General features: G+C 31.6%; 22 protein-coding genes. 21 read left to right on the forward strand and 1 reads right to left on the reverse strand.

Going from position 1 to position 24,541, the window contains the following annotated elements; all coding sequences use genetic code 11:
- Position 1: 1 nt before the first annotated feature.
- The 16 genes from B5E58_RS03350 to B5E58_RS03425 all read left to right on the forward strand — a co-directional run bounded on the left by B5E58_RS03350 (position 2) and on the right by B5E58_RS03425 (position 15,139).
- Positions 2–655, forward strand: coding sequence for a DivIVA domain-containing protein (locus B5E58_RS03350; RefSeq protein WP_088108277.1), 654 nt, complete (start codon positions 2–4; stop codon positions 653–655).
- 66 nt (positions 656–721) lie between these two features.
- Positions 722–1,807 carry a 3-dehydroquinate synthase gene (gene aroB / locus B5E58_RS03355; RefSeq protein ID WP_158097654.1) on the forward strand — a complete coding sequence of 362 codons (1,086 nt, stop codon included), beginning with the start codon at positions 722–724 and terminating at the stop codon, positions 1,805–1,807.
- A 17-nt stretch (positions 1,808–1,824) separates the two neighbouring features.
- Positions 1,825–2,304: a signal peptidase II gene (gene lspA, locus B5E58_RS03360; protein WP_088108279.1), complete on the forward strand. Its 480-nt coding sequence runs from the start codon at positions 1,825–1,827 to the stop codon at positions 2,302–2,304.
- A 3-nt stretch (positions 2,305–2,307) separates the two neighbouring features.
- Positions 2,308–3,234, forward strand: a complete 927-nt coding sequence (locus B5E58_RS03365) for an RluA family pseudouridine synthase (protein WP_088108280.1) — start codon at positions 2,308–2,310, stop codon at positions 3,232–3,234.
- A gap of 37 nt (positions 3,235–3,271) precedes the next feature.
- Positions 3,272–4,195 carry an aspartate carbamoyltransferase catalytic subunit gene (locus B5E58_RS03370; protein ID WP_242956585.1) on the forward strand — a complete coding sequence of 308 codons (924 nt, stop codon included), beginning with the start codon at positions 3,272–3,274 and terminating at the stop codon, positions 4,193–4,195.
- The gene (locus tag B5E58_RS03375) at positions 4,188–5,456 is read left to right on the forward strand and encodes a dihydroorotase (RefSeq protein WP_088108282.1); all 1,269 of its coding nucleotides are present in this window, start codon (positions 4,188–4,190) and stop codon (positions 5,454–5,456) included. The genes B5E58_RS03370 and B5E58_RS03375 overlap by 8 nt, the downstream gene beginning before the upstream one ends.
- 16 nt (positions 5,457–5,472) lie before the next feature.
- On the forward strand, positions 5,473–5,916 hold the full coding sequence (locus B5E58_RS03380; RefSeq protein WP_088108283.1) for a hypothetical protein: 444 nt from the start codon (positions 5,473–5,475) through the stop codon (positions 5,914–5,916).
- 150 nt (positions 5,917–6,066) lie between these two features.
- On the forward strand, positions 6,067–9,642 hold the full coding sequence (gene smc / locus B5E58_RS03385; protein ID WP_088108284.1) for a chromosome segregation protein SMC: 3,576 nt from the start codon (positions 6,067–6,069) through the stop codon (positions 9,640–9,642).
- A 467-nt stretch (positions 9,643–10,109) separates the two neighbouring features.
- Entirely contained in the window at positions 10,110–11,060 is a 951-nt protein-coding gene (ftsY, locus tag B5E58_RS03390; protein WP_334293184.1) for a signal recognition particle-docking protein FtsY, read from the forward strand.
- A 143-nt stretch (positions 11,061–11,203) separates the two neighbouring features.
- The gene (gene ylxM, locus B5E58_RS03395; RefSeq protein ID WP_088108286.1) at positions 11,204–11,557 is read left to right on the forward strand and encodes a YlxM family DNA-binding protein; all 354 of its coding nucleotides are present in this window, start codon (positions 11,204–11,206) and stop codon (positions 11,555–11,557) included.
- A 15-nt stretch (positions 11,558–11,572) separates the two neighbouring features.
- Positions 11,573–12,910 carry a signal recognition particle protein gene (ffh, locus tag B5E58_RS03400; RefSeq protein WP_088108287.1) on the forward strand — a complete coding sequence of 446 codons (1,338 nt, stop codon included), beginning with the start codon at positions 11,573–11,575 and terminating at the stop codon, positions 12,908–12,910.
- Positions 12,911–12,957: 47 nt separating this feature from the next.
- Positions 12,958–13,206, forward strand: a complete 249-nt coding sequence (gene rpsP, locus B5E58_RS03405) for a 30S ribosomal protein S16 (protein WP_088108288.1) — start codon at positions 12,958–12,960, stop codon at positions 13,204–13,206.
- A 36-nt stretch (positions 13,207–13,242) separates the two neighbouring features.
- Entirely contained in the window at positions 13,243–13,473 is a 231-nt protein-coding gene (locus tag B5E58_RS03410) for a KH domain-containing protein (RefSeq protein WP_088108289.1), read from the forward strand.
- 91 nt (positions 13,474–13,564) lie between these two features.
- Entirely contained in the window at positions 13,565–14,074 is a 510-nt protein-coding gene (gene rimM, locus B5E58_RS03415; RefSeq protein ID WP_088108290.1) for a ribosome maturation factor RimM, read from the forward strand.
- Positions 14,074–14,817: a tRNA (guanosine(37)-N1)-methyltransferase TrmD gene (trmD, locus tag B5E58_RS03420; RefSeq protein WP_088108291.1), complete on the forward strand. Its 744-nt coding sequence runs from the start codon at positions 14,074–14,076 to the stop codon at positions 14,815–14,817. Before rimM ends, trmD begins: the two co-directional genes overlap by 1 nt.
- 13 nt (positions 14,818–14,830) lie before the next feature.
- Positions 14,831–15,139, forward strand: coding sequence for a hypothetical protein (locus tag B5E58_RS03425; RefSeq protein WP_088108292.1), 309 nt, complete (start codon positions 14,831–14,833; stop codon positions 15,137–15,139).
- A gap of 40 nt (positions 15,140–15,179) precedes the next feature.
- Here the strand turns inward: B5E58_RS03425 and B5E58_RS03430 are convergent, their stop codons facing one another.
- Positions 15,180–16,793 (reverse strand): DEAD/DEAH box helicase, encoded by a 1,614-nt coding sequence (locus B5E58_RS03430; RefSeq protein WP_088108293.1) that lies wholly within the window; start codon positions 16,791–16,793, stop codon positions 15,180–15,182.
- Positions 16,794–17,076: 283 nt separating this feature from the next.
- Here B5E58_RS03430 and B5E58_RS03435 point away from each other — a divergent pair, with 283 nt between their 5' ends.
- The 5 genes from B5E58_RS03435 (at position 17,077) to B5E58_RS03455 (ending at position 24,490) form a co-directional block, all read left to right on the forward strand.
- Positions 17,077–17,664: a helix-turn-helix domain-containing protein gene (locus B5E58_RS03435; RefSeq protein WP_088108294.1), complete on the forward strand. Its 588-nt coding sequence runs from the start codon at positions 17,077–17,079 to the stop codon at positions 17,662–17,664.
- Between the two features lie 66 nt (positions 17,665–17,730).
- The gene (locus B5E58_RS03440) at positions 17,731–18,069 is read left to right on the forward strand and encodes a winged helix-turn-helix domain-containing protein (protein WP_088108295.1); all 339 of its coding nucleotides are present in this window, start codon (positions 17,731–17,733) and stop codon (positions 18,067–18,069) included.
- Positions 18,070–18,273: 204 nt separating this feature from the next.
- Entirely contained in the window at positions 18,274–18,789 is a 516-nt protein-coding gene (locus B5E58_RS03445; protein ID WP_088108296.1) for a hypothetical protein, read from the forward strand.
- Between the two features lie 41 nt (positions 18,790–18,830).
- Positions 18,831–19,430, forward strand: a complete 600-nt coding sequence (lepB, locus tag B5E58_RS03450) for a signal peptidase I (protein ID WP_088108297.1) — start codon at positions 18,831–18,833, stop codon at positions 19,428–19,430.
- 29 nt (positions 19,431–19,459) lie between these two features.
- Positions 19,460–24,490 carry a SpaA isopeptide-forming pilin-related protein gene (locus tag B5E58_RS03455; protein WP_088108298.1) on the forward strand — a complete coding sequence of 1,677 codons (5,031 nt, stop codon included), beginning with the start codon at positions 19,460–19,462 and terminating at the stop codon, positions 24,488–24,490.
- Positions 24,491–24,541 lie beyond the last annotated feature (51 nt).

The following is a 24,541-nucleotide window of genomic DNA, read 5'->3' on the forward strand; positions in this document are numbered from 1 at the left end:
TATGATTACTATTAGTGATATCGAAACAAAGGAATTTAAAAAATCAGCTTTTGGCTATTCACAAGATGAGGTAGATAAGTTTTTAGACGAGATTATACTTGATTATGAAAAACTTATAAAAGAAAATTTTGAGCTTAAGGAGAAAGTTTCAAATCTCAATAGCAGTATTTCCAACTACCGTTCAATAGAAAAGTCACTCCAGACAACTCTTGCTCTTGCAGAGAAAACAGCTGATGAAACTCTTAAAAATGCTGAAGCTGACAAAGAGAGAATTGTAAGTGAGACAAGAAAACAGGCTGAAACATATTTAGCACAGGCTAAAGAGAAATCAGAAACTATGCTTGCTGAAGCTAACACAAAATCAGAAAGTATTTTATCAGAGGCAAAAACAAAATCAGAAGCTATGCTTGCTGAGGCTAATTCTAAGGCAAGTGTAATTCTTGAACAGGCTAATGATAAATATGAAATGGTTTTTGGTGATACAGACAGAAAACTTACAGAAATGAAAAATTCTCTTGAAAAACTTCTTGAGAGATATGACGCTACAAAGAAAAGACTTAAAGTTATATTTGAAGCGGAAATACGTCTTCTTGACAAAACAGATTTTAACGAGACAAGCGAAAAAGACATAATTGCAGAAACAGAAAATAATTAATTATAAAATAAAAATAAAGGGTGGGGGAAATAACCCTACCTTTTTTGTATTTTGGGGGGATAAATTTTGAAAAGTGTTACAGTAAAAACAGAGTTAAAAGAGTATGATATAGATTTTAGAAGTGGTTTTTATGGTATAAGTGATACTATTGAAAAATCTGGTGTTAAGGGAAGTAAAATATGTGTCATAACTGATGATAATATAGAACAATTGTATGGTGATGAGGTCAAAGAAGCTCTTTTGAAAAATTTCAAAGAGGTTTATATAAAATCATTCACTAAGGGAGAAAAAAGCAAAAATCTTGATACAATATCAGATATATATAAATTCCTTTTGGAAAATCATTTTGATAGAAAATGTGCTGTTGCCGGACTTGGCGGAGGAGTTGCAGGAGATATGGCAGGATTTGTTGCTGCAACATATATGCGAGGTATAGAATTTATTCAGATACCTACAAGTCTTCTTGCTGAAGTTGACAGCAGTGTGGGAGGAAAAACTGGTGTTGACTTCTGTGGCAGTAAAAACATAATAGGTGCTTTTTATCAGCCTTCTTTTGTTTATATAAACATTGACACTTTAAAGACTTTACCAAAAAGAGAGTTTTCAGCTGGTATGGCGGAAGTTATAAAATATGGTATAATATTGTCAAAAGATTTTTATAATTTTATATCCGAAAACAGAGAAAAAATTAAAAGTATGGATATAGATACAATGACAGAAGTTATTGCTAAATGCTGTGAGTTTAAAGCCTTTGTTGTGTCAAATGATGAGAAAGAAAAAGGCATGAGAGCAATATTAAACTATGGACATACAATAGGTCATGCTGTTGAAAGTCTTAAGGAGTTTGAGCTTATACACGGTGAGTGTGTTGGAATTGGTATGGTTGCCGCTATGAAAATAAGCTGTGACAGAGGTGTTATAACAGAAAAAGACCTTAATGAATTTGAAGAACTTCTCACATACTTTGATATACCTGTAAAAACAAAGGGACTTAACCCTGAAGATGTTTACAGTCAGATGTTTAATGACAAAAAAGTTAGTGATAGCAAAATAAACTTTGTTCTTGTAGATAATGAAATAGGCAAGTCTTATGTAACATCTGAAATTTCAAAAGATGAGATTATAAAAGCTATATCATACGTAGTTGAATAAGAAAGGACATAATAAACATGATATTTTTACCTTTGGTTGTGACAGCAATTCTTGTGGTGATTGACCAGATTACAAAATATATAGCTTTAAGCTCACTGAAACCCATAGGCTCAATGACTTTTATAAAAGGCTTTATGGATTTTACTTTTGTTGAAAATAGAGGTGCAGCCTTTGGAATTTTGGAAGGTCAGAGATGGTTTTTTGTAGTTGCCACAATAGTTATATCAGTAGCTATAATATATGCTTTTGTTAAAATGCCTAAAAAGAAGGAATATAAATATATGAAATTGGCTCTTGTTTTGATACTTGCAGGAGCTTTTGGAAATGTTATAGACAGACTTTTTAGAGGATATGTTGTTGATTTCTTTGAATTTACATTTATTGATTGGCCTGTGTTTAATGTGGCTGATATATATGTTGTTGTTGGAACAATTATATTTGCATTTCTTATACTTTTCGTGATAAAAGATGAACCAAAAAATAATAAAAAGGGGTAAAAAATGGATATATATAATTTGGCAGTTGAAAAAGAGGATGTTGGCACAAGAATAGATGTCTTTGTGTCTGAAAATTTTGATGATATTTCAAGAAGTGGAGTTCAAAAACTTATTGAACAGGGACATATAACTGTAAATGAGAAAAATATAAAATCAAACTATAAACTTAGAGATAAAGACATTATAAAAGTTGAAATTCCGGAACCTGTTGAGATAGAAATACTTCCGGAAGACATTCCTCTTGACATACTTTATGAAGATAATGATGTTATAGTTATAAATAAACCACAAGGAATGGTTGTTCATCCTGCACCGGGACATTATTCTGGTACACTTGTCAATGCTTTGATGTATCACTGTAAAGGTGAACTTTCAGGGATAAATGGTGTTATGCGTCCTGGAATAGTTCACAGAATTGATAAAGACACATCAGGTGTAATTATGGCAGCTAAAAATAATATGGCTCATCAGTCATTAGCTTTACAACTTGCAGAACATAGTATAACAAGAAAATACAATGCTATTGTTTTTAATAAACTTAAAGAAGATGAAGGCACAATAGATGCACCTATTGGACGACATCCTGAGGATAGAAAAAAGATGTGTGTTAGGGATAAAAACAGTCGTCATGCTGTAACTCATTATAGAGTTATAGAACATTTGGGGAAATATGACCTTATAGAAGCTCAGCTTGAAACAGGGAGAACTCATCAGATAAGAGTTCATATGTCATATATAGGTCATCCTCTTTTAGGTGACGAGGTTTATGGCAAGAGAAAACAGCCTTTCTCTACAAAAGGTCAAGTTCTTCATGCCAGAGTTTTGGGATTTGTTCATCCAAGAACTGGGGAGTATATGGAATTTGAGTCAGAACTTCCTGAATATTTTAAAAAACTTATTGAAAAATTAAAACAGATACAGACAAGCTAATATAAACAATAAAAGTTTTTGAGGTGATAATGGTATTATGATTAGAAGAAAAGATTTTTTTGGTCTCAAAAATATGAGTTCCGATGAAATACGCTATATTCTCAGTACTGCTGAGACAATGAAGTATATATTAAATCATAAAAACAAAAAAGTTCCCCATTTACAGGGAAAGTCTGTTGTTCTTCTTTTTTATATGGCAAGTGCAAGAGAGAAACTTTCTTATGAAATGGCGGCACAGCACCTCAGTGCAAATGTTGTTGATATGACAAGAGAGAAATTTGGAAATGAGAAATTAAAAGACATGGGACAGCTTGTTGACCAGATGGGAGCTGATTTTATAATACTTCGTCATCCTATGGCTGGAGCTGCTGAATTTTTAGCTGAAGGCGTTCAAGCTTCTGTTATAAATGCTGGTGATGGATATAATGAAAATCCCGGTCAGTCCCTTCTTGACCTTTTAATTATAAAAGAGAACAAGAGAAGTTTTCAAGGACTTAAAGTTGCCATTGTTGGAGATATTATTCACAGTAGAGTTTCAAGAAGTAATATATGGGCTTTGACAAAATTAGGAGCTGATGTTAGAGTTGCAGGACCTCCTACTCTTATGCCTTCTAATTTATCTGATTTTGATGTTAATATATTCTATAATGCTAAAGAAGCTGTGAAAGATGCTGACGTTATAATAACAACTAAAGTTAGAGTTGAAGACCATGAAAAAAATATAATACCTTCCTTTGAGGAATATAAAAGTCTTTTCAGAATAGATGAAAACCTTTTAAAATATGCAAAGAAAGATGTTATTATAATGCACCCAGGACCTATTATGAAAGATATTGAAATATCTTCAAAGGTTATAGACAGTAAACAGTGTATTATAAATGACCATATTGCAAATGGTGTTGCTGTAAGAATGGCTATTCTTTATATATTATCTCAAATTGGAGGTGGCTTTAATGGTTGATATACTCAAAAATCTCCATATTGTTTCTCATAAATATGATATTAATAAAATTTATGATATTAAAATTGAAAATGGATACATAAAAGAAATTGGTGAAAACTTAGATGATACAAATTGTTATATAACAGATTGTACAGGACTTTTTGCTCTTCCCGGATTTATTGATATGCATTGTAGGATAGGAGACCCAGGTTTTGAGCATATTGAGGATATTGAAACAGCCTCAATGAGCGGTTCTAGAGGTGGTTTTACATCTTTAACTTGTGAACCTTCAACTAAGCCTGCCATTGATAATAAAGCCGTTGTTGACTATGTTATATCAAAAAGCGGTATATATTCACTTGTAAATATATTACCCTATGGAAGTATGACAATAGGCTGTGAGGGAAAAGAAATGGCAGAGATAGGTGAAATGTATAAAATGGGTATAGTTGCTCTCTCTGATGGCGATAAGTCTATTACAGATACTGGACTTTTGAGAAATATATTTAAGTATTCAAAAATGTTTAATCTGCCTGTAATAACAAGTTGTGATGACACATCAATATCAAATAACGGTGTTATGAATGAAGGATTTATGTCAACAGCATTGGGGCTTAGAGGTATACCTAAAGAGGCGGAAGAAGTTTTTGTGGCAAGAGATATTGTTTTAGCTGAAAGAGTTGGAAATCATCTTCATATTTCAACTGTAACAACAGAAGGTTCTGTTCAGCTTATAAGAGAGGCTAAGGCTAGAGGTGTAAATGTTACATGCGAGACAAGCCCTCATTATTTCACATTTACAGAGGATAAAGTTTCAGGATATAATACTCTTGCAAAGGTCAAACCACCTTTGAGAACAGAAAAAGACAGACTTGCTGTTATAGAAGGTCTTAAAGATGGCACAATAGATGTTATATCATCATCACATACTCCTGCCAATCCTGATTGGAAATATGAGGTTTTTGACTCGGCTGACTGGGGTATTTCAAGTCTTGAAACTGCTTTCCCTGTAAGTTATACAAAACTTGTTGAAAAAGGTGAACTTACACTTTTACAGCTTGTAGAGAAAATGTCTCTAAATCCTTCTAAAATATTAGGACTTAAAAAAGGCGTAATTGATGTGGGAGTTGAAGCTGATATTACTATTGTTGACACAAAAAATGAGTATACTGTGAAATCTTCTGATTTTTTATCAAAAGCAAAATTTTCACTTTATGAGGATATGAAACTTAAGGGTAAAGTTGTTTATACTATTGTTCATGGAAGAATAATATATTGATAGGAGGAATGTTTTTTTGAAAAAAGAAAAAAAGGCTGTTTTTGCTATGCTTGTTGTTATCGCTCTTGTAGGTACATACATAAATTATAAACCAACTATAAATAAAGTTAATATTGAGAGTGTTGAAATAACGGAGGTTCAGCCAAGTCCTTCTATATCTAAAATTTTTAAAGATAAAGATGATATGAAAGAATTTTCCCAAAAGTTTTATGATAATTTGGAAAATTTTAAGCCTATGGTTTTAAATCTTGATAAAGACTTTGACAGTATAATATATCTTGAAAGAGAAGACGGAACAACTATTCCTGCTATGATACAAGATGACTGTATAAAGATAAATAAAAAATGGTATAAAACAGACAATGAGTTTATAGAATATACAAAAGAGTTTTTTGAAAATAAACAAGGTGTTGAGACAGAAGAAAGTCAAGGCATGAAATATTACGATATTCAACAATAAAGCTAAAAGACAGTGATTTTTTCACTGTCTTTTTTGTGATATAATTTTAAATAGATACAATTTATATTTACTTTAGTAAAAGGAATAATTGAAAGAGATACACTTTTTTGATAAAATAAATTCTGCGTTAAAATTTTAAGAGGTGTATATATGTATTTAAAAAGACTTGATTTGCAAGGCTTCAAATCCTTTCCTGAAAAGGTGAAGCTTGATTTTAATAAAGGAATAACAGCCGTTGTAGGACCTAATGGCAGTGGTAAAAGTAATATATCTGACTCTGTAAGGTGGGTTTTGGGAGAACAGAAGGCAAAAACTCTCCGTGGTGATAAAATGGAGGATATTATATTTGCTGGTACAGAGAGCAGAAAAGCTTTAGGATTTGCAGAGGTTTCTATAACAATAGATAATAAAGAGGGCAAAATGCCCATTGAATATACAGAGGTAACTGTCACAAGGCGTGTATATCGTTCTGGTGAAAGTGAATATTTGATAAATGGCACAAATTGCCGTCTTAAAGATATCCATGAACTTTTTATGGACACAGGAATAGGACGTGAAGGCTATTCTATAATTGGACAGGGTAAAATTGATGAGATATTAAGCTCAAAGTCTGATGACAGAAGAAGACTTTTTGAGGAGGCTGCCGGTATTGTTAAGTTTAAAAATCGCCGTCAGGAGACATTTTTAAAACTTGAAAAAGAACAACAAAACCTTGAGCGTGCCGAGGATATTATAAATGAACTTGAAAGTCAGATTGAACCTTTAAAAAATCAGTCTGAAACTGCTAAAAAATATATCAGTCTCAAAGAAAAACTTAAGTATTGTGATATAAATATATTTAAGTTTGAGAGAGAAAGAATTGACAGTGAGATAAAGGACATAGGCGAAAAACTGGAAATTTATAATCAGTCTGTATTGGAGAAAGAAAAAGAGGGAGAAAGTATACGTGATAATATTCACAGTCTCAAAAAACTTTCTGATGAATATACAGATGATATTCAGAATATAAATGATAATATTGCTGAAAAAAGAAGCTCTCTTGAAAAACTTGAAAGTAGTATAAAAATTGTTGAAGAACAGATTGCTCATTCAAAGTCTAATATTGAAAGGGCAAAGTCTGATAAGGCAAAGGCTTATGAGGCAATAGAGAAAAACAAAGAGAGTATTGATATTGAAAAGTCTAAAATAACAGCCTCAGAAATAAGCCTTAAAGCTCATAATGATAAACTTTCTGTACTTGAAGAAAAATTTTCAAATTTAAGTAATGCTCTCACTGAAAATGAAAGTATCATTGACGAATATAAAACTGAGATGATAGAAAAAATAAAAACAAGTACAGAGCTTAAAGGTGATATATCAAAGGCTGAAAGCATGGAAAGTCAGTATAAGAGACGTAAAGAACAGCTTGAAAATGAGAAGGCTTATATTGAAAGTCAAATAAGAGACAGTGAAATCCATATTGAAGCCCTTAAAAAACATATTGAAGTTAACGGAGAAAAACAACAAAAACTTGAAAAAGAGATATCAAACTCCGATTTTGAGAGAAAAAATATATTGAATAATAACGATATTATGAGGGCTATTCTCCAAACTAAAGAGAGAGAATATAACGATAAAAAATCTCGTCTCAATGTTCTTTCTGATATGGAAAAAGAACATGAGGGATTTTTTAAGAGTGTAAAGAGTATATTAAAATTAAGTTCTCAAGGTGATAGAAGATTTAAAGGTGTTATGGGAGCTGTGGGTGAGATATTCACAGTTGATAAAAAATATGAGACTGCCATAGAAATTGCTTTAGGCGGTGCTATGCAAAATATTGTAACTGATAATGAAGATAGTGCTAAAAGTGCTATTGAATATTTAAAACATAATAATCTTGGTAGAGCTACATTTCTTCCTATATCTGCTGTAAAGGGTAAAGGAATAGAAAAAGACAGAGATAAAATACTTTCTGAAAAAGGTATAATTGGAACAGCGGACACTATTGTTAATTATGAAAATGTTTATGACGGTATAGCTAAATTTCTTTTGGGAAAAGTTATTATTGCTGAAAATATTGATTTTGCCATTGAATTTTCTAAAAAATATAAATATTCTTATAAAATTGTAACCCTTGATGGAGATACTTTAAGCGTTGGTGGAGCCATGACCGGCGGTAGTATTTCAAAAAAATCAACTGGAATATTTGGAAGAAGTAGAGAAATAAAAGAGCTTAAAGATTATATTGAAGTTTTTGGAAAAGAAGTTGATGAAATAAGAAATAAAATTTCTGAGGGACAGAAAAAAATTGATAAAATAGCTGAAAAAGTATCTGAAATGAATATGGCTTTAAGAGAGATAAGCCTTAAAAATGAAAATGCAAAAAATGATATATCAAGAACAGAAAATTCTCTTAAAGATAAAAATGAAAAACTTAATCTTTATATTATAGAGGAAAAACAGCTTAAAGAACAATCAGACTTTGCAAACACAGACCTTGAAAAGGCTAAGGAAAAACTCTTAAATACTGAAAAAGATATTGAGAGAATAAACGAAGTCTTATCTAAATATCAGACAGACATTGAAAGCGAGAGAGTTTCACAAAATCAGCTTTTAAATGAGATTACAGAAATAAAAATAACAGTTTCTAATATAAAACAGAGTCGAAAAAATTCTGATAATACAATAAAAAGAATAAATGACACTATAAAGGAACTTGAAAAAGATATTGAAAACTTTGACAAAGACAAAGAAAAACTCAAAAAAGATATAGAAAACAAAAAAGAAGATATATCAAAAACAGAAGTTCAAATATTGGAAGTTAAAAGAAATATTGATGAACTTCAAAAAAATCTCACAGAAAAAGCCGATATGAGAAAAGATACTATTGAAAAATATGAAGGCTTGGAAGAAAAAATAAGAGAATGTTCCGATTACATAGCTAAACTTAAAAATGACAGTGTACGTATTGAGGCTAGAAGGGATAAACTTTTTGAGGACAAAGAAAGAATTGCAAATAATATAATTGAGGAGTATGATATAAACCCTGAAACTATTGAAAATACCCTTGATAATTTGCCTTCCGTTGACAGTCTCAAAAAATCTGCCTATAATCTTAAGGGGGAAATAAAAGCCCTTGGAAGTGTCAATGTTGATGCAATAGAGAAATATAGAGAGGTAAAGGAGAGATATACTTTCCTTTGTAGTCAGAGAGACGATATTGTGGAGGCTGAAAGAAAACTTAAGGGTATTATTTCAGAGCTTACTACACTTATGGAAAATCAGTTTAAAGAACAGTTTGAAATCATATCAAATAACTTTAACGAGACATTCAGAGAAATGTTTGGTGGTGGAAAGGCTTATTTGAGACTTTCTGATGAAAATGACGTTTTAGGTTCGGGAATAGATATTATTGCACAGCCACCGGGAAAAAATCTTCAAAATATGATGCTTTTATCTGGTGGAGAGCGTGCTTTAACTGCTATATCAATACTTTTTTCAATACTTAAAATGAAACCGTCACCTTTCTGTATACTTGATGAGATTGAAGCTGCCCTTGATGATGCTAATGTAAAACGTTATGCCGATTATTTGAGAAAGTTCTCAAAGGAAACACAGTTTATAGTTATAACTCACAGAAAAGGCACTATGGAAGCGGCTGATGTTATGTATGGCATAACAATGCAGGAGAAAGGCGTTTCAAAACTTATATCGGTTGATTTTACCGATACTATGGATTATTCATAATTATGGAGGATTTTTAAATGGGATTTTTTGATTTTTTAAAAGGTAAGAAAAAGAATACAGATGAAAATGTATCACAGGAAAATATTAATGAAAGTAGCAGTAATGTTTTAGAGGAGATTGAAGGTATAGAGGTTACACCTTTTGAGCCGGAAGAAAAAGGAAGAACTCCTGAAGAAATTTTTAGAAATAAACAGGAGTTTAAAGCTGATATAACTATTGCAAAAATTCCTGACATTACAGCGGAGGAACTTGAAAGGGCTATACATGAAGATGAGGAAGAAACAGAAGAAATTGAGGAAGTCACAGAGATAATTGACGAGCCTGAAATCAGTGAAGAAATAACAGAAAATGCAGAGGAAATAGAAGAAACAACAGAAAATACAGAGGAAGTTTCTGAAGAAGTAGAAGAAACAACAGAAGAAATAGAAGAAGTTATTGAAGAAACTGTTGAGGAAGAAAAAGAGGAAATAAAAGAGGAAGTTGTTGAAGAAAAACCAACTAAAAAAGGATTTTTTGCAAAACTCTTTGCAGGACTTGACAAGACAAGAAAAAATATTCTCGGTGGTGTTGATGCTGTTTTAGGTGCTTTTACTAAGATTGATGAGGAGCTTTTTGAGGAACTTGAAGAAGTTCTTATTATGGCTGATATCGGCGTTGAAACTACAATGAATATTATTGATAACTTGAGAAAGAGAGTTAAAAGAGAGAAAACAACAGACCCACAGGCAATTAAAGGAATGTTGGTTGATGAGATTACAGAGCTTTTAAATGAAGGTGCTGATGATGATTATGACCTTCCAAAACCAACAGTAATGCTTGTTATAGGTGTAAATGGTGTAGGTAAAACAACAACAATAGGAAAACTTTCTCATAACTATAAAGATCAGGGAGATAAAGTTTTACTTGCTGCAGCAGATACATTTAGAGCAGCAGCTATTGACCAGCTTAAAATATGGGGCGAGAGAGCGGGAATTGATGTTATAAGACATGAGGAAAACTCTGACCCTGCCGCTGTTGTTTTTGATGCTGTAAACGCAGCTAAAAACAGAGGTACAGACATTTTAATTTGTGATACTGCTGGAAGACTTCACAATAAAAAGAACCTTATGGAAGAACTTAAGAAGATTTCAAAGGTTATTGACAGAGAATATCCACAGGCTAACAAAGAAGTTTATCTTGTACTTGATGCTACAACAGGACAAAATGCTATGCAGCAGGCTAAATTATTTAAAGAAGTTGCAGATATTACAGGTATAATACTTACAAAACTTGATGGTACAGCTAAAGGTGGTATTGTAATAGCTATAAAATCAGAACTTAATATACCTGTAAGATATATTGGTGTTGGTGAAGGTATAAATGACCTTCAGAAATTTAATGCGAGAGATTTTGCTTCTGCACTTTTCGGTAATGAGTAATATTGCATAAAAAAAGTTTTGGGTTTACTGAAATTTTTGAAGGGGTGTAAAGTAAAAATACTTGACACCTCTCCCTTTTTATTGTAGAATATTCGAGGTAAAGTAAAAATACTTTACACCCTTTAAAAAGGGAGAGATGAAATATGGATAGTTTATTACAGATTTCACTACTTTTTGATTTTTACGGCGAGCTTTTGACAGATAAACAAAAAACAATATATCATATGTATTATGATGAAGATTTATCTCTCTCCGAGATTGGAGAGGAGCTTAATATAAGCCGTCAGGCTGTGAGAGACCAGCTTAAAAGAACAGAGAAAATTTTGAAAGGTTATGAGGAAAAACTCAATCTTGTTGAAAAATTTATGATACACAAAGAGTCTGTTGCTAAAATCAAAAATATTGTTGAAGATATTGAGAATAAATTTGAAGTGCCCCGTAATATGCTTAATTGTATAGAGGATATTAAAAAATTAGCAGATGATATACTTTGCTAACTAGGAGGGTGATTTATGGCATTTGAAGGTTTATCAGGAAAACTCCAAGAAGTTTTCAAACAGCTTAGAAGTAAAGGAAAACTTACTGAGGACGATGTTAAGTCCGCCATGAGAGAAGTCAAAATTGCTTTGCTCGAGGCTGATGTTAACTTTAAAATTGTAAAATCTTTTATTAAAAAAGTGACAGAAAGAGCTGTTGGAAGTGAAGTTCTTGAAGGACTTAATCCGGGACAGCAGGTTATAAAAATTGTTAATGAAGAAATGATTGAGCTTATGGGTACTACCCAAAGCAAACTCACTTTTGCAAATCGTCCACCAACAATTTATATGATGGTTGGTTTGCAGGGTGCCGGTAAAACTACAACAAGCGGTAAGCTTGCCGGACTTTTGAGAAAACAGGGCAAAAAACCTCTTTTGGTTGCCTGTGACGTTTACAGACCGGCTGCTATTAAACAGCTTCAAATTGTAGGAAAAACTTATGATATACCTGTTTTCGAAATGGGAGATAAAGTTAATCCTGTTGAGATAGCAACAAAATCTCTTGAATATGCAGAGAAAAACAAACATGATGTAATACTTATTGACACGGCAGGTCGTCTCCATATCAATGAAGAATTGATGGACGAGCTTAAAAATATAAAATCAGCCGTAAGACCACAGGAAATTATACTTGTGGTTGATGCTATGACAGGTCAGGACGCTGTTACGGTTGCTGAAAGTTTTGATACACAGCTTGGTGTTGACGGTATAATACTTACAAAACTTGATGGCGATACAAGAGGCGGTGCTGCTCTTTCTGTAAGACATGTTACAGGAAAGCCTATTAAGTATGTAGGTATGGGTGAAAAACTTGAAGATTTAGAGCCTTTCTATCCTGATAGAATGGCTTCAAGAATACTTGGTATGGGAGATATACTTTCTCTTATAGATAAGGCTCAGGCAAACTTTGACGAGAAGCAAGCTATGGAGCTTCAAAAGAAAATGAGAGAAAATGACTTCACTTTAGAGGATTTTCTTTCACAGATGCAGCAGGTCAAAAAAATGGGACCTTTAAAAGACCTTATTGGTATGATACCAGGTATGAACCAAATGAATATACCTGATACAGAACTTGACCCTAAAGTTTTGAACCATGTTGAAGCAATTATACAGTCTATGACTATTGAGGAGAGAAGAAACCCTTCTATACTTAATGGACCTAGAAAGAAACGTATTGCACAGGGGAGTGGTAGAAATATCGCTGAAGTAAACCGATTGCTCAAACAGTTTGAGGAAATGAAAAAAATGATGAAGCAGTTGGGAGATTTACAAAAGGGTAAAAAAGGAAAATTCAAACTTCCTTTTTTAAGATAAAATAAAAAAGATAATAAATAATTAATATTTTTAGGAGGAATTTTAAAATGGCAGTAAGAATTAGATTAAAAAGATTAGGAGCTAAAAAAGCACCATTCTATAGAATAGTTGTTGCAGATTCAAGAACAGCAAGAAATGGTAAATCAATCGCTGAAATCGGATACTATGACCCAACTAAAGAACCAGCTGTATTAAAAGTTGATTCAGAAGAAGCAAACAAATGGTTAGCAAACGGTGCTCAGCCTTCAGACACAGCTAAAGCTTTATTAAAGAAAGCAGGAGTTATTGCTGAGTAATTGTTGATTTCTTCAAACTAATTGGAGGAGATTACTATGAAAGAACTTTTAGAGGTAATCGCAAGGAACCTCGTTGATTGTCCTGAGAAGGTTACTGTTACTGAGAATGAGACTGAAAAAGCTCTTGTTCTTGAACTTAAAGTAGCCCCTGAGGATATGGGAAAAGTTATAGGAAAACAGGGAAGAATTGCTAAAGCAATCAGAACTGTTGTAAAAGCTGCGGCAATTCATGAAGATAAAAAAATTATCGTTGAAATTGTTCAGTAATACAGAGTTTAAATATGGGGTTGCCTTATGGTAACCTCATTTTTTTATTTATTTTTATTTGTTTTACTATTATTGATTAGAGGTGAATATATTGGATAAATATTTTGAGATAGGAAAAATTACAGGTACTCATGGTATTAAGGGCACATTCAGAGTTTTCCCTACAACAGAACAGCCAGAAAGATTTGAACTTTTAAAAGAGATAACTGTTGAAAATAGAGGTAAAATTGAAGTTTTCCATATACAGAAAATAGCTTACCATAAAAAATTTGTTCTTGTTACAGTTAAAGAGATTAATGATATAAATGTAGCAGAGACATATAAAAATGCTACAATATTAATTCCAGAGGAACAAGCTATTCCTCTTGAGGACAATGAATATTATACAAGAGACCTTTACGACATGGAAGTATATACAGACGAAGGAGAATTTTTGGGAATATTATCTGAAATATATGAGACAGGTGCTAATGATGTTTACGGTGTGAGAAAAGAGGGAGAAAAAGAACTCCTTATACCTGCTATAAAAGATTGTATTTTAAATGTAGATACTGAAAATAATAAAATGACAGTTAAACTTTTAGAAGGGTTGAGAAACTGATGAATTTCTTTGTTTTAACACTTTTTCCTGAAATGATAACAGATACTCTTTCTCATAGTATAACAGGAAGAGCTATAAAAGATGGCAAAATAAATATTGAGGCTGTAAATATACGTGATTTTTCAAAAAATAAACAGAAACACGTTGACGATTATCCTTATGGCGGTGGTGCTGGAATGGTTATGCAGCCACAGCCTGTGTATGATGCTTATAAGAGTATTGAACAAAAGGCGGGGAAAAATACTCGTGTTGTGTATATGACACCCCAGGGAAAAACTTTTAATCAGAAAATGGCTGAGGATTTTTCTAAGGAAGAAAATATAATATTTTTGTGTGGTCACTATGAGGGCATTGATGAGAGAGTTATAGAGGAGATTGTGACAGATGAGGTTTCTATTGGTGATTTTGTTCTTACTGGTGGAGAACTTGCTTCTATTATGATGATTGATGCTATATCTCGTCTTGTTCCTGGTGTTTTGGGAAAAGAGGAGTCCTTCCAAGATGAGAGTTTTTCAGATAATCTTTTGGAGTATCCTCAATATACAAGACCTGCTGAATTTATGGGTAAAAAAGTTCCTGATGTTCTTTTATCCGGTCATCATGGTAATATTGCCAAATGGAGGAGGGAACAGTCTATTATAAGAACAATAGAAAAACGTCCTGACCTTATTAAAAATGCTGAACTTTCAAAAAAAGATATTAAGTTTATAGAAAAGATTGGAAAGAGTGATATAATAAAATAAAGGAGGTGTTTATATGAAAAGTATTTTATCAAAAATTATTGCTGTATCAGCTGTTACATTAATAATAGGTAGTACTGTTTACGGTCAGTGTGTTAGAGAGTATAAAAATAACTGTGTAAATAATGGTATTTGTCAGTATGAAAATTGTGTAAATGACGGAGTTTGTCAGTATGATGGAATATGCCAGTATGAAAATTGTGTAAATGATGGTGTATGTCAGTATAATAATGATGGAGTACGTCAGCATAAAAATTGTACAAATATAAATGTTACAGCTCAAAAAGGAGCAGGATATCAGCAAGGAAGACATCATAATAGATAAAATAAAAAAGGATAAGACTTTTGTCTTATCCTTTTTTTAATTATTTTTTGCCTTTTGATTTTTTAGCTATTTCAATATTTATTTTTTTACCTTTTATTTTGTTGTTTTTCATACCCTTTATAATATCTTTTGCATATTCGTGAGGTACATCAACAAAAGTGTAATCGTCATAAATATCTATTGCACCTATAACTTTTCCTGGAACTCCAGTTTCTCCAGCTATTGCTCCAAGTATGTCTTTTGTACGTATTTTCTGTTTTTTACCTGCATTTATGAAAAGTCTTACTGTTTTTTCACCACTGTCGCCGTAAGCATCACAGCCGTCAAAATTTATATCATCAATGGCATCAAGAGAGTCTCCACCGAAGTCTGAAAGGTTCATTTTCATCAAAGCTGCTGCAATATCTATTGCTGCAAAGTCATCTGAAATCATATTTTCAACAATATTGATATATTTTGACAAATGACCTTCTTCAATAGTTGTTTTTATCTGTTCTATGAAATTGTTTGTTTTTGCTTCCTCAATGTCTGTGAGAGTAGGAAGTTTCTGCTGTATAATTTTTGTTTTTGTATACTTCATTATATCACGAAGTTTGTATATTTCTTTTCCTACACAGAATGTAAAGGCACGTCCTGTTCTTCCTGCACGTCCTGTACGTCCTATACGATGAACATAATATTCTTCATCTTGTGGTATATCATAGTTTATAACCATGTCAATATCATCAACGTCAATTCCCCTTGCAGCAACGTCTGTTGCAACAAGTATTTCTATTGTACCGTTTCTGAATTTTTTCATTACCATATCACGCTGAGGCTGTTTTAGGTCACCATGGAGACCTTCTGCAAAATATCCTCGTCCCTGTAAAAGCTCTACAACCTCATCAACACGTTTTTTAGTGTTACAGAATACAAGGGCAAGTTTTGGATTATACATATCCATAAGACGTGTCAAAGCGTCAAGTTTTGTTTTCTCTTTAACATCAAAATAAATCTGGTCTATACTTGGAACTGTAAGCTCTTTTCTTATTACTTTTATATACTCAGGCTCTGTCAAAAATCTCTTTGTAATATCAAGTATCTCTTTTGAGAGTGTGGCAGAGAAAAGAACTGTTTGTCTTTCTGGTGGGATTTTAATAAGTATTGTTTCAATGTCCTCTCTAAATCCCATATCAAGCATTTCATCAGCTTCATCAAGTATAACCATTTTTACAGTTTCCATTTTAAGAGTACGGCGTTTCATATGATCCATAACTCTTCCTGGTGTTCCTATTATAACTTGAGCACCTTTTTTTAATGCTGTAATCTGTCTATCTATTGGCTGACCACCATATATAGGTACAACTCTTATACTGTCTTTGTATTTGAGAAGTTTTCTAAATTCTTCACTTACCTGTATTGCAAGTTCTCTTGTAGGACAAAGTATTACAGCTTGGAGTTTTCTGTCATCAGGGTCTATCATTTCGAGGCAAGGTATACCAAAAGCGGCTGTTTTTCCTGTTCCTGTCTGGGACTGACCTATAACGTCTTTTCCTTCCATAATAACTGATATTGCCTGAGACTGTATTGGTGTTGCCTCCTCAAAACCCATGTCTGCAACAGCACGACATATTTCAGGAGACAAATTCATTTCTTCAAATTTTAAAGTTTCCATTTATATTTTTTCCTTTCCGATTTTTAAAAATGCCAAATCGAAAAGCATAATAAACTATTAAACACAAAACACATATATAACGCAAAATATGCTTTTAAATTCGGCTTTTTGTTATAATCTATTTTTAAACAGACTGTTTAATACTATACCATTATTCTCATATTTTTGCAACAATAATATTATTATTTTCTGAAATATTTTATAATATTATAAAACAGTATGTATACGAATAGTGGATTGAAAATTTATATTGTTTAATGTATATTTTTTTCGAGGTGATTTTATGGACTGTAAAAAGACCGGAATTTTTATAAAAAAGTTGAGAACTGAAAAGGGAATGACTCAAAGGGATATTGCTGAAAAAATGAATATAAGTCCTAAAACTGTTTCAAAATGGGAAACTGGAGCAGGCTCTCCTGATATTTCTCTATTAAGAGAGCTTTCTGAGATACTTGGTGTAAATATAAAAGAAATTTTGAAAGGTGATGCTGATATAAATGATAGGGAGGAAGGAAATATGAAAAAAACAAAATTTTATGTATGTACTGAGTGTGGTAATATTATAACATCAGCAAATATAGCTGATATATATTGTTGCGGTAAAAAACTTGAAAATCTTCAAAGTAAAAAAGCTGAGGATAGTGACCATGATTTTAATATAGAATTTTCTGATGGTGAGTATTATGTAACAATGAACCATGAAATGACTAAAAGTCATTATATATCATTTGTTATATATATAACATCTGATAAAATGCAATTTATAAAACTTTATCCTGAACAGGAAATACATTTAAGATTTAAAAAACAAGGTCATGGATATTTTTATGTTTATTGCGTAAATGATGGATTTTTTCATAAATATATATAATTCTGTTGATACTCTTGAATTTTGGTTATAAAATTAAATAAACAAAATTTCAGGCGGTGTTTATTTATGAAATATGATGATATGGAAGTTAAAATATCAATAAGAATATTTAAGGGAGAAAAAGCCTTTGGTCCGGGAATAGCCGAGCTTCTTGAAAATATAGACAGAGATGGCTCTTTGCATAAAGCTGCTAAAAGTATGAATATTGCATATAGTAAGGCTTGGAAGATACTTAAAGAGTCTGAAAAGGCTTTGGGCTTTGAGTTGGTTTTAGGTAAAAGAGGAGGAGTTTCGGGAGGTGGTTCTCTTTTATCAGATGAAGGACGAGAAATTCTTTTGAAATACAGAGAATTTGAAAAACGTGTAAAATATGAGACTGAAAAAATATTTAATGATATATTTTGAAATATACAGGGTTTTTACCCTGTTATTTTTTTGCTATTTTGTAATATAATTTGTTTTTTAATTACATTTTATTATAATTTGGTTGTAAGTAACATTTTTATATGGTATTATACTATATGAAATTATAAAAATGTTACTAATATAATTATTTTTATTAAAATAATTACATATTTTTATGGAAATATAATTACAGGAGAAGGATTTATGATTGATAAAGAAGTGCGTAAACTTAGCAGAGCCCAACTTCTTCTTATTATAAGGGAACAGGAAAAAGAGATTTCTGAGTTAAAAGAATATATACAGAAACTTGAAAAAGATATTGAAAATACGAATATTACAATAAAAGAATGTGGTTCTATTGCAGAAGCATCATTGAAATTAAGTGGTATATTTGAGAAAGCTCAAGAAGTTGCTGACCAATATATTATGAGTATTAAAAATATTGAAAATAATATTAAATCTAAATCATTAGAAAATTATAAAAATAAAAATATTATTTTAAATATTGAAAATGAAAACAAAAATAGTAATAATTTACAAGAAATATCTGATGAATTTATTCCACAATTTGATTTTAATCAAAAACTTGATATAAATAATCAAGACCAATCAATTAAAGAAAATATATTTTTAAATTCAAATGAAAATCAATCAGAGGATATAGATGAAATCCAAAAATGGCTCAGAGAATATGAGCTTAAAAATAATTTAAAATGGTAAATGTAATTTTATATAGTTCAGAAAGATAAAAGGTAACTTTAATGAAAAAAAATGACATAGAAAATAAAAAGTTTTCTGATAGGCCAACTATTGAACAGATAGACAAAGAGCTTGAAAGGCTTGAATATAGAAAAGCCTATGGAAAAGCAATGAGAGGAACTATATGGGTTCTTATTGTTGTGGCAGCATTAGCAATAATATTTTCAACCTTTTTCTTTTCGGTTTTAAAAATACAAGGCAATAGTATGACACCTTCTTTAAATGAAGATGAAATGGTTGTTGCAATAAAAACAAATGATTTTGAAAGTGGTGATATTATAGCCTTTTATTTTAATAATAAAATACTTTTAAAAAGAGCCATAGGTTCACCGGGGGAATGGGTTGATATAGCTGAAGATGGAACTGTTTATATAGATAATGAAGAAATTTTGGAACCTTATGTTAAAGATAAAACAAAAGGTGAATGTACCACAAATTTTCCTTATCAAGTTCCGGATAATAGGTGGTTTGTTTTGGGAGACCACCGTTCAACTTCTGTTGACAGTCGTTCTGATGTTATTGGAACTGTGTCAAGTGAGCAAGTTATAGGAAAGGTGGTTTTTAGGATATGGCCTTTTTCAAATTTTGGGTTTGTTAAATAAATTATAATTACAGGGGCAGGTGGCATATTTTGAATTGGAATTTGGATAAAATGGTAAAACAACTTTATAATACTAAAATTAAGCGAAGGAGAAAATTTGCTCTTTTGTCTTTACTATCTTTTATAGTTTTGGCATCAACTTTTTATGTTCTTGCTTTTCCAGCTATAACAGCAGAAAAACCTAAATGTGGTATTGAGGAACATATACATACAGGTCAATGCTATGAGAGAGTTTTGAAATGTAATAATCCCGACCATTTAGAAGCAGGAAGTATTATATGTGAACATGAAGGTGTTGTCATACATACCCATGATTCTAATTGTTATAATGATAATGGAGAACTTATATGTAACCTTGATGAGGTTTCTGAACATATTCATGATGATAGTTGTTTTGCTGAGGAAAAAGAGCTTGTATGTGATATTGAAGAAAGTTTGGCTCATGTTCATGATGATAGCTGTTATGCAGAGGATAAAGTTCTCACTTGTACAGAAGATGAGTCGGAAGGTCATAGCCATGATGACAGTTGTTATGATGAAGAAGGAAATGTTATTTGTGGCATGGATGAGTCGGAAGGTCATAGTCATGATGAAAATTGTTATACAACAGAAAAAGTTATTGTATGTCAAGAGGATACAGAAATAGAAGGTCATGTTCATGATGACAGTTGTTATAATACAAAACTTGTTCCTGTATGTGGACAAGATGAAATATTTGAACATAAACATACAGATGAATGTTATTTAGATGGTGAATTAAATTGTGGTCATATTGAAGCCGTAAAACATCAACATGACAGCTCTTGTTTTGTTCCTGAAAAATCAATTGAAGGAGAAGTTGGACAAATAACTACACCTTCTGGTCATACAGATGAATGTTATGAAACAAAACTTATATGTGATAAAGAAGAACATACTCATACAGATGAGTGTTATGACGAAGAAGTAGCCGGCGGTGGCGGTGGTGGTAGACCTGATGAGGAAAGACCATCTTTAGGAGACTATGATTTTGAAAATGATATGGAAAATCATGAAGAAGATGAAAGTTTTGCCCTTGCCTATAAACCTTCTTTTGATGAGGAACAATCCCTTGTAAATAAAGGTGTTTCAATGTTAATGAGTTTTATGGCTAAAAATTCTCCTGAGGGTGCTGACATAGCAAAGGATTTTACAGATTGGATTACAGATGTAAAAATACAGAAAAAAGATGGAGATACTTGGATTGATGCTACTGATATATATTTTGGGGATATTGTACGTTGTATTATAGAGTATAAAGTACCTAAAGATGAAGTTACTGTTGAAAATCCTTATATAAAATATCAGATACCAGAGGGACTTATTCCTAATGCTGATATGGAGGGAAAAGTTTTAAGCTATGACAGTTCATTTAATCCTATTGAGGTTGGAAACTATTGGATAACAGATGACGGACTTATACTTATAAAATTCTATGATGCTTTTATAAAAGATGGTGAAAGTTTCAGAGGAGATGTAAGTTTCCAAGGTAAAATGGAAAAAGAAGATGGTGAAGGTGGATATGAAATAGATTTTGGCTTTGACGGTGAAGCTGTAAATGTAGGCCCTAAACCTGTTAAAAAGGATTTCACAGTTTCAAAAAGTGGTGTTCAAGGTGAAAATAATACTGTGAATTATACTGTCACAATAAGCTCTGAAAATGGTACAAATGATAGTATAAATATTACAGATACATTTAGTTTTGGAAAATTAGGTATATCATATAATGATGGAAGTTTTCAGATAATAAAAACAAATGCTTATGGTGTTACAGAAAATGTTACTGGATTATATACTGTAACAATAAATCCTCCACAGGATAAAATATCATCAGGTTCATTCACTATCAATGGACTTGCACCTTTAGAAGCTGGTGAAAAATACGATATAAAATATACAATAACACATACTCCTGTAAGTGAAAGTGGCGAAGGTAACGGAGAGATTATAATAAAAAATACTGCCTCTGTAACAAGTGGAGAGGATACAAGAGAAGCTGTTTTTGAATTCTTTTTAAGTAAAAAGATGATTGAAAAAACAGGTTATCAGGATATGAAGAACAATTCTATTGTTTGGATAATAGATATAAATAAAGATTTAAGAGACATAAGTGGTTATACTGTATATGACCATCTTCCAGAAGGTCTCTATGTTACAGGAGATATTGAGATAAAGAATAATAGCGATAATACTTCTGTTACTATAAAAGAATTTCCTTATACTTTCCCAGAAGGCTCTAATGACTGGTATACAGTAACATTCAGAACTGCTGTGTCTGATGATATACCACAGGGAGCTTATAAGGAATATACAAATAAAGCTGAACTTATAAAGGATAATGACACATATTCTTCTGATTATACTGTAAAGTATAATAATAACAGTGGTCTTAAAAAAGAATTTTTGGGAAATTACAAACCTATATATGATGGTTGGGGAACTGAAAGCGGAGAAGAATATCAGTGGAAAACAACAATATATCTTCCTGAAAATGGTATAACAAAGGATACAAAATTTGAGTATACCGACACAATGGGAGAATACCTTTGGACAAAAGCTGATGAAAGTATAAATATGCTTGATATTAAAAAAGTTACAAGTGACGGAAGGTCTGTATCATTAAAATCAAATGAATATTCTGTTGAATATTATGATGCCAAGGGTAATATTTGTAAATCTGAAGAAGATGATGTTAAGAGCTTTAAAGTTATATTTAAAACTGATATTGATAACTCTTTTGAAAGAATTGAGCTTACATATTATACATATGCTGATTATTCTGAAATACCAGAAGGTGAAAACTTTACATTTGTAAATAAGGGTAATGTTGTTATAGGTGAAAATACTCATAATGTTGAGAGCACTCACGATTATGAAAAAATAGCCCCTGTAAAGAAAGTTCCTGGATATGTTGATGAAAACGGAGATATTCAATATACAGTTGGAAATATGAAAGTTGACTTTGATAAGAGCGATAGAAAACTCTACTACAAACTTATTGTAAATTCGGGAAAAGATAAGAGCGGAGATATAACTGTTACAGATACACTTCCAGAGGGAACTAAATTCAATAGTAGTGATTGTAAGTTCAGTTTTGTACTTTCAGATGGAAGCGAGTCTAATACAATACATATTGATGGTTCAACTTATGATGTAAATGATATAGCTGATTTTAGTTATGATGAGGATAAGAATAAAGTTGAGTTTAAATTTAGACAGGGACAGAATAAATTTGAATTTACAGTGAAATACTCTCTTTCATTTGATGAGGATAGTTTTTGGGATAATGCAGCTAATAGTGAAAAGGGTTATGAAAATATTGTAATTACTGACGGATATGAGACAAGCATAACTCAAACTGTTAAACGTGAAGATATTGTAATAATGAAAATAGGAGAACAAGGACCTGAGGGAGAAGGTAACAGAATAAAATATAATGTTACAATAAATCCTTCTGGTGATGACCTTTTAACTGATGAACACGTTCTTAAACTTATTGATACTATTGAAATTGATGAAACAGAAATAAAAGATATAAGTCTTATTTCTGAAACAGTCAAATTATATCGCTATGACTCTTCATTACCTAACCATAAAGGTAATGAGATTTCAAAGGACGAGTATTCTGTATCTTATGACTCAAAATTAAGAAAACTTGAAGTCACTGTTCCAGATGAAACTCCTTGTATATTAGAGTATGAGTATTTTGTAAATCCTGTATCAAATCAGGAAACTTTTGAGATACTTAATAAGGCTAATCTTGTTGGTGTAGGTAATGTTGAAGATGAAGATAGTATTATATTTGATACATCAAAATCAATTGCCTCTGCTATAAAATCAAGAGTTGTAATTAAAAAAGTTGACAGCGAAAATATGTCAATAGTTCTTCCGGGGGCTAAATTTAAAATAAAAGAATATGATTTAAGTTCAAATAGTTGGATTGATGTTGGAGATGAATATACAACTGACAATAAGGGTGAAATTATATTCAATATTGATGACAATGACAGTATCATAAAAGAAAATACACTTTATATGATTGAGGAGATAGCACCTCCTGACGGTTATCAAATAATAAGTCCTGCCTATGCATATTTTACTGTTGGAAAAGGAAGTATACAGGACGTTAAAAACAGTATGAGAGAAACAGTTGAAAAAGCTGGTATTCCTGTTGAAGATGTAAATTATTTCACAGAAGTTGGCGGAAGTATATACTTTGAAAATGAAAATGCTGCTATTATGGTAGAGAAAAAATGGCAGAATGAAAGTGGGGAGGAAATAGAAGCACCTGTTGAATATATAGAAGTAAATCTTATGAGAAAAATACAGGGAGCTTTGACTGGTGAGTTAGTTGAAACTGTAAGACTTTCAGAAGAAAATCAATGGAAATACAGTTGGAATGACCTTCTTAAATTTGATAGTAACGGAAACAGAATATATTATTATGTTGAAGAATTAAATGTACCTGATGGCTTTGAAGTTTCTTATAGTGTTTCATCTGATGGTGTTTTGTCAGGAACAATAACTGTTATAAATAAATTTAAGTCAGCTGGTTTTGATATTATAAAGGTTGATGAGACAGACTCTCCTCTTTATGGTGTTGTATTTAAACTTTATAAGGCTGATGATAGCTGGAACCAACTTGGAGACCCTATAAAAACAATTACAACTGATACTAACGGAAAAGCTGTTTTTGATAATTTATCAAGAGGAAAATATTTGCTTTATGAGACAGAAACTCTTGCAGGATATGAAAAACCTGAAAATCCTTGGAAAATAGAGATAGTAGAGAATAAAGACACAAATAAACTTGAAGTTAAGTTTGTTGAAAGTCCAGAAGGTCCTCTTGGAGTTATTGAGGCAGAAAAAATTAATAGCAATCCTTCAAACCCTGAAAATGATTTATATAAAATAGTAAATCATTTTGTTACACCTGAACTTCCTCAAACAGGAGGAGAGGGAAAATATATTTATACAATAAGTGGTATTTTACTTATGGTTGGTGCTTTAACTATCAACAGTAAAATCAGGAAAGAGGGTTGATATTAAATTTATTTTATTATTTAATACATAAAGAAAGAAGGGGAAAGTTTT

The sequence above is a fragment of the Tyzzerella sp. An114 genome, assembly GCF_002161055.1.
Taxonomy (GTDB): Bacteria; Bacillota; Clostridia; order Lachnospirales; family Anaerotignaceae; genus Fimicola; species Fimicola cottocaccae.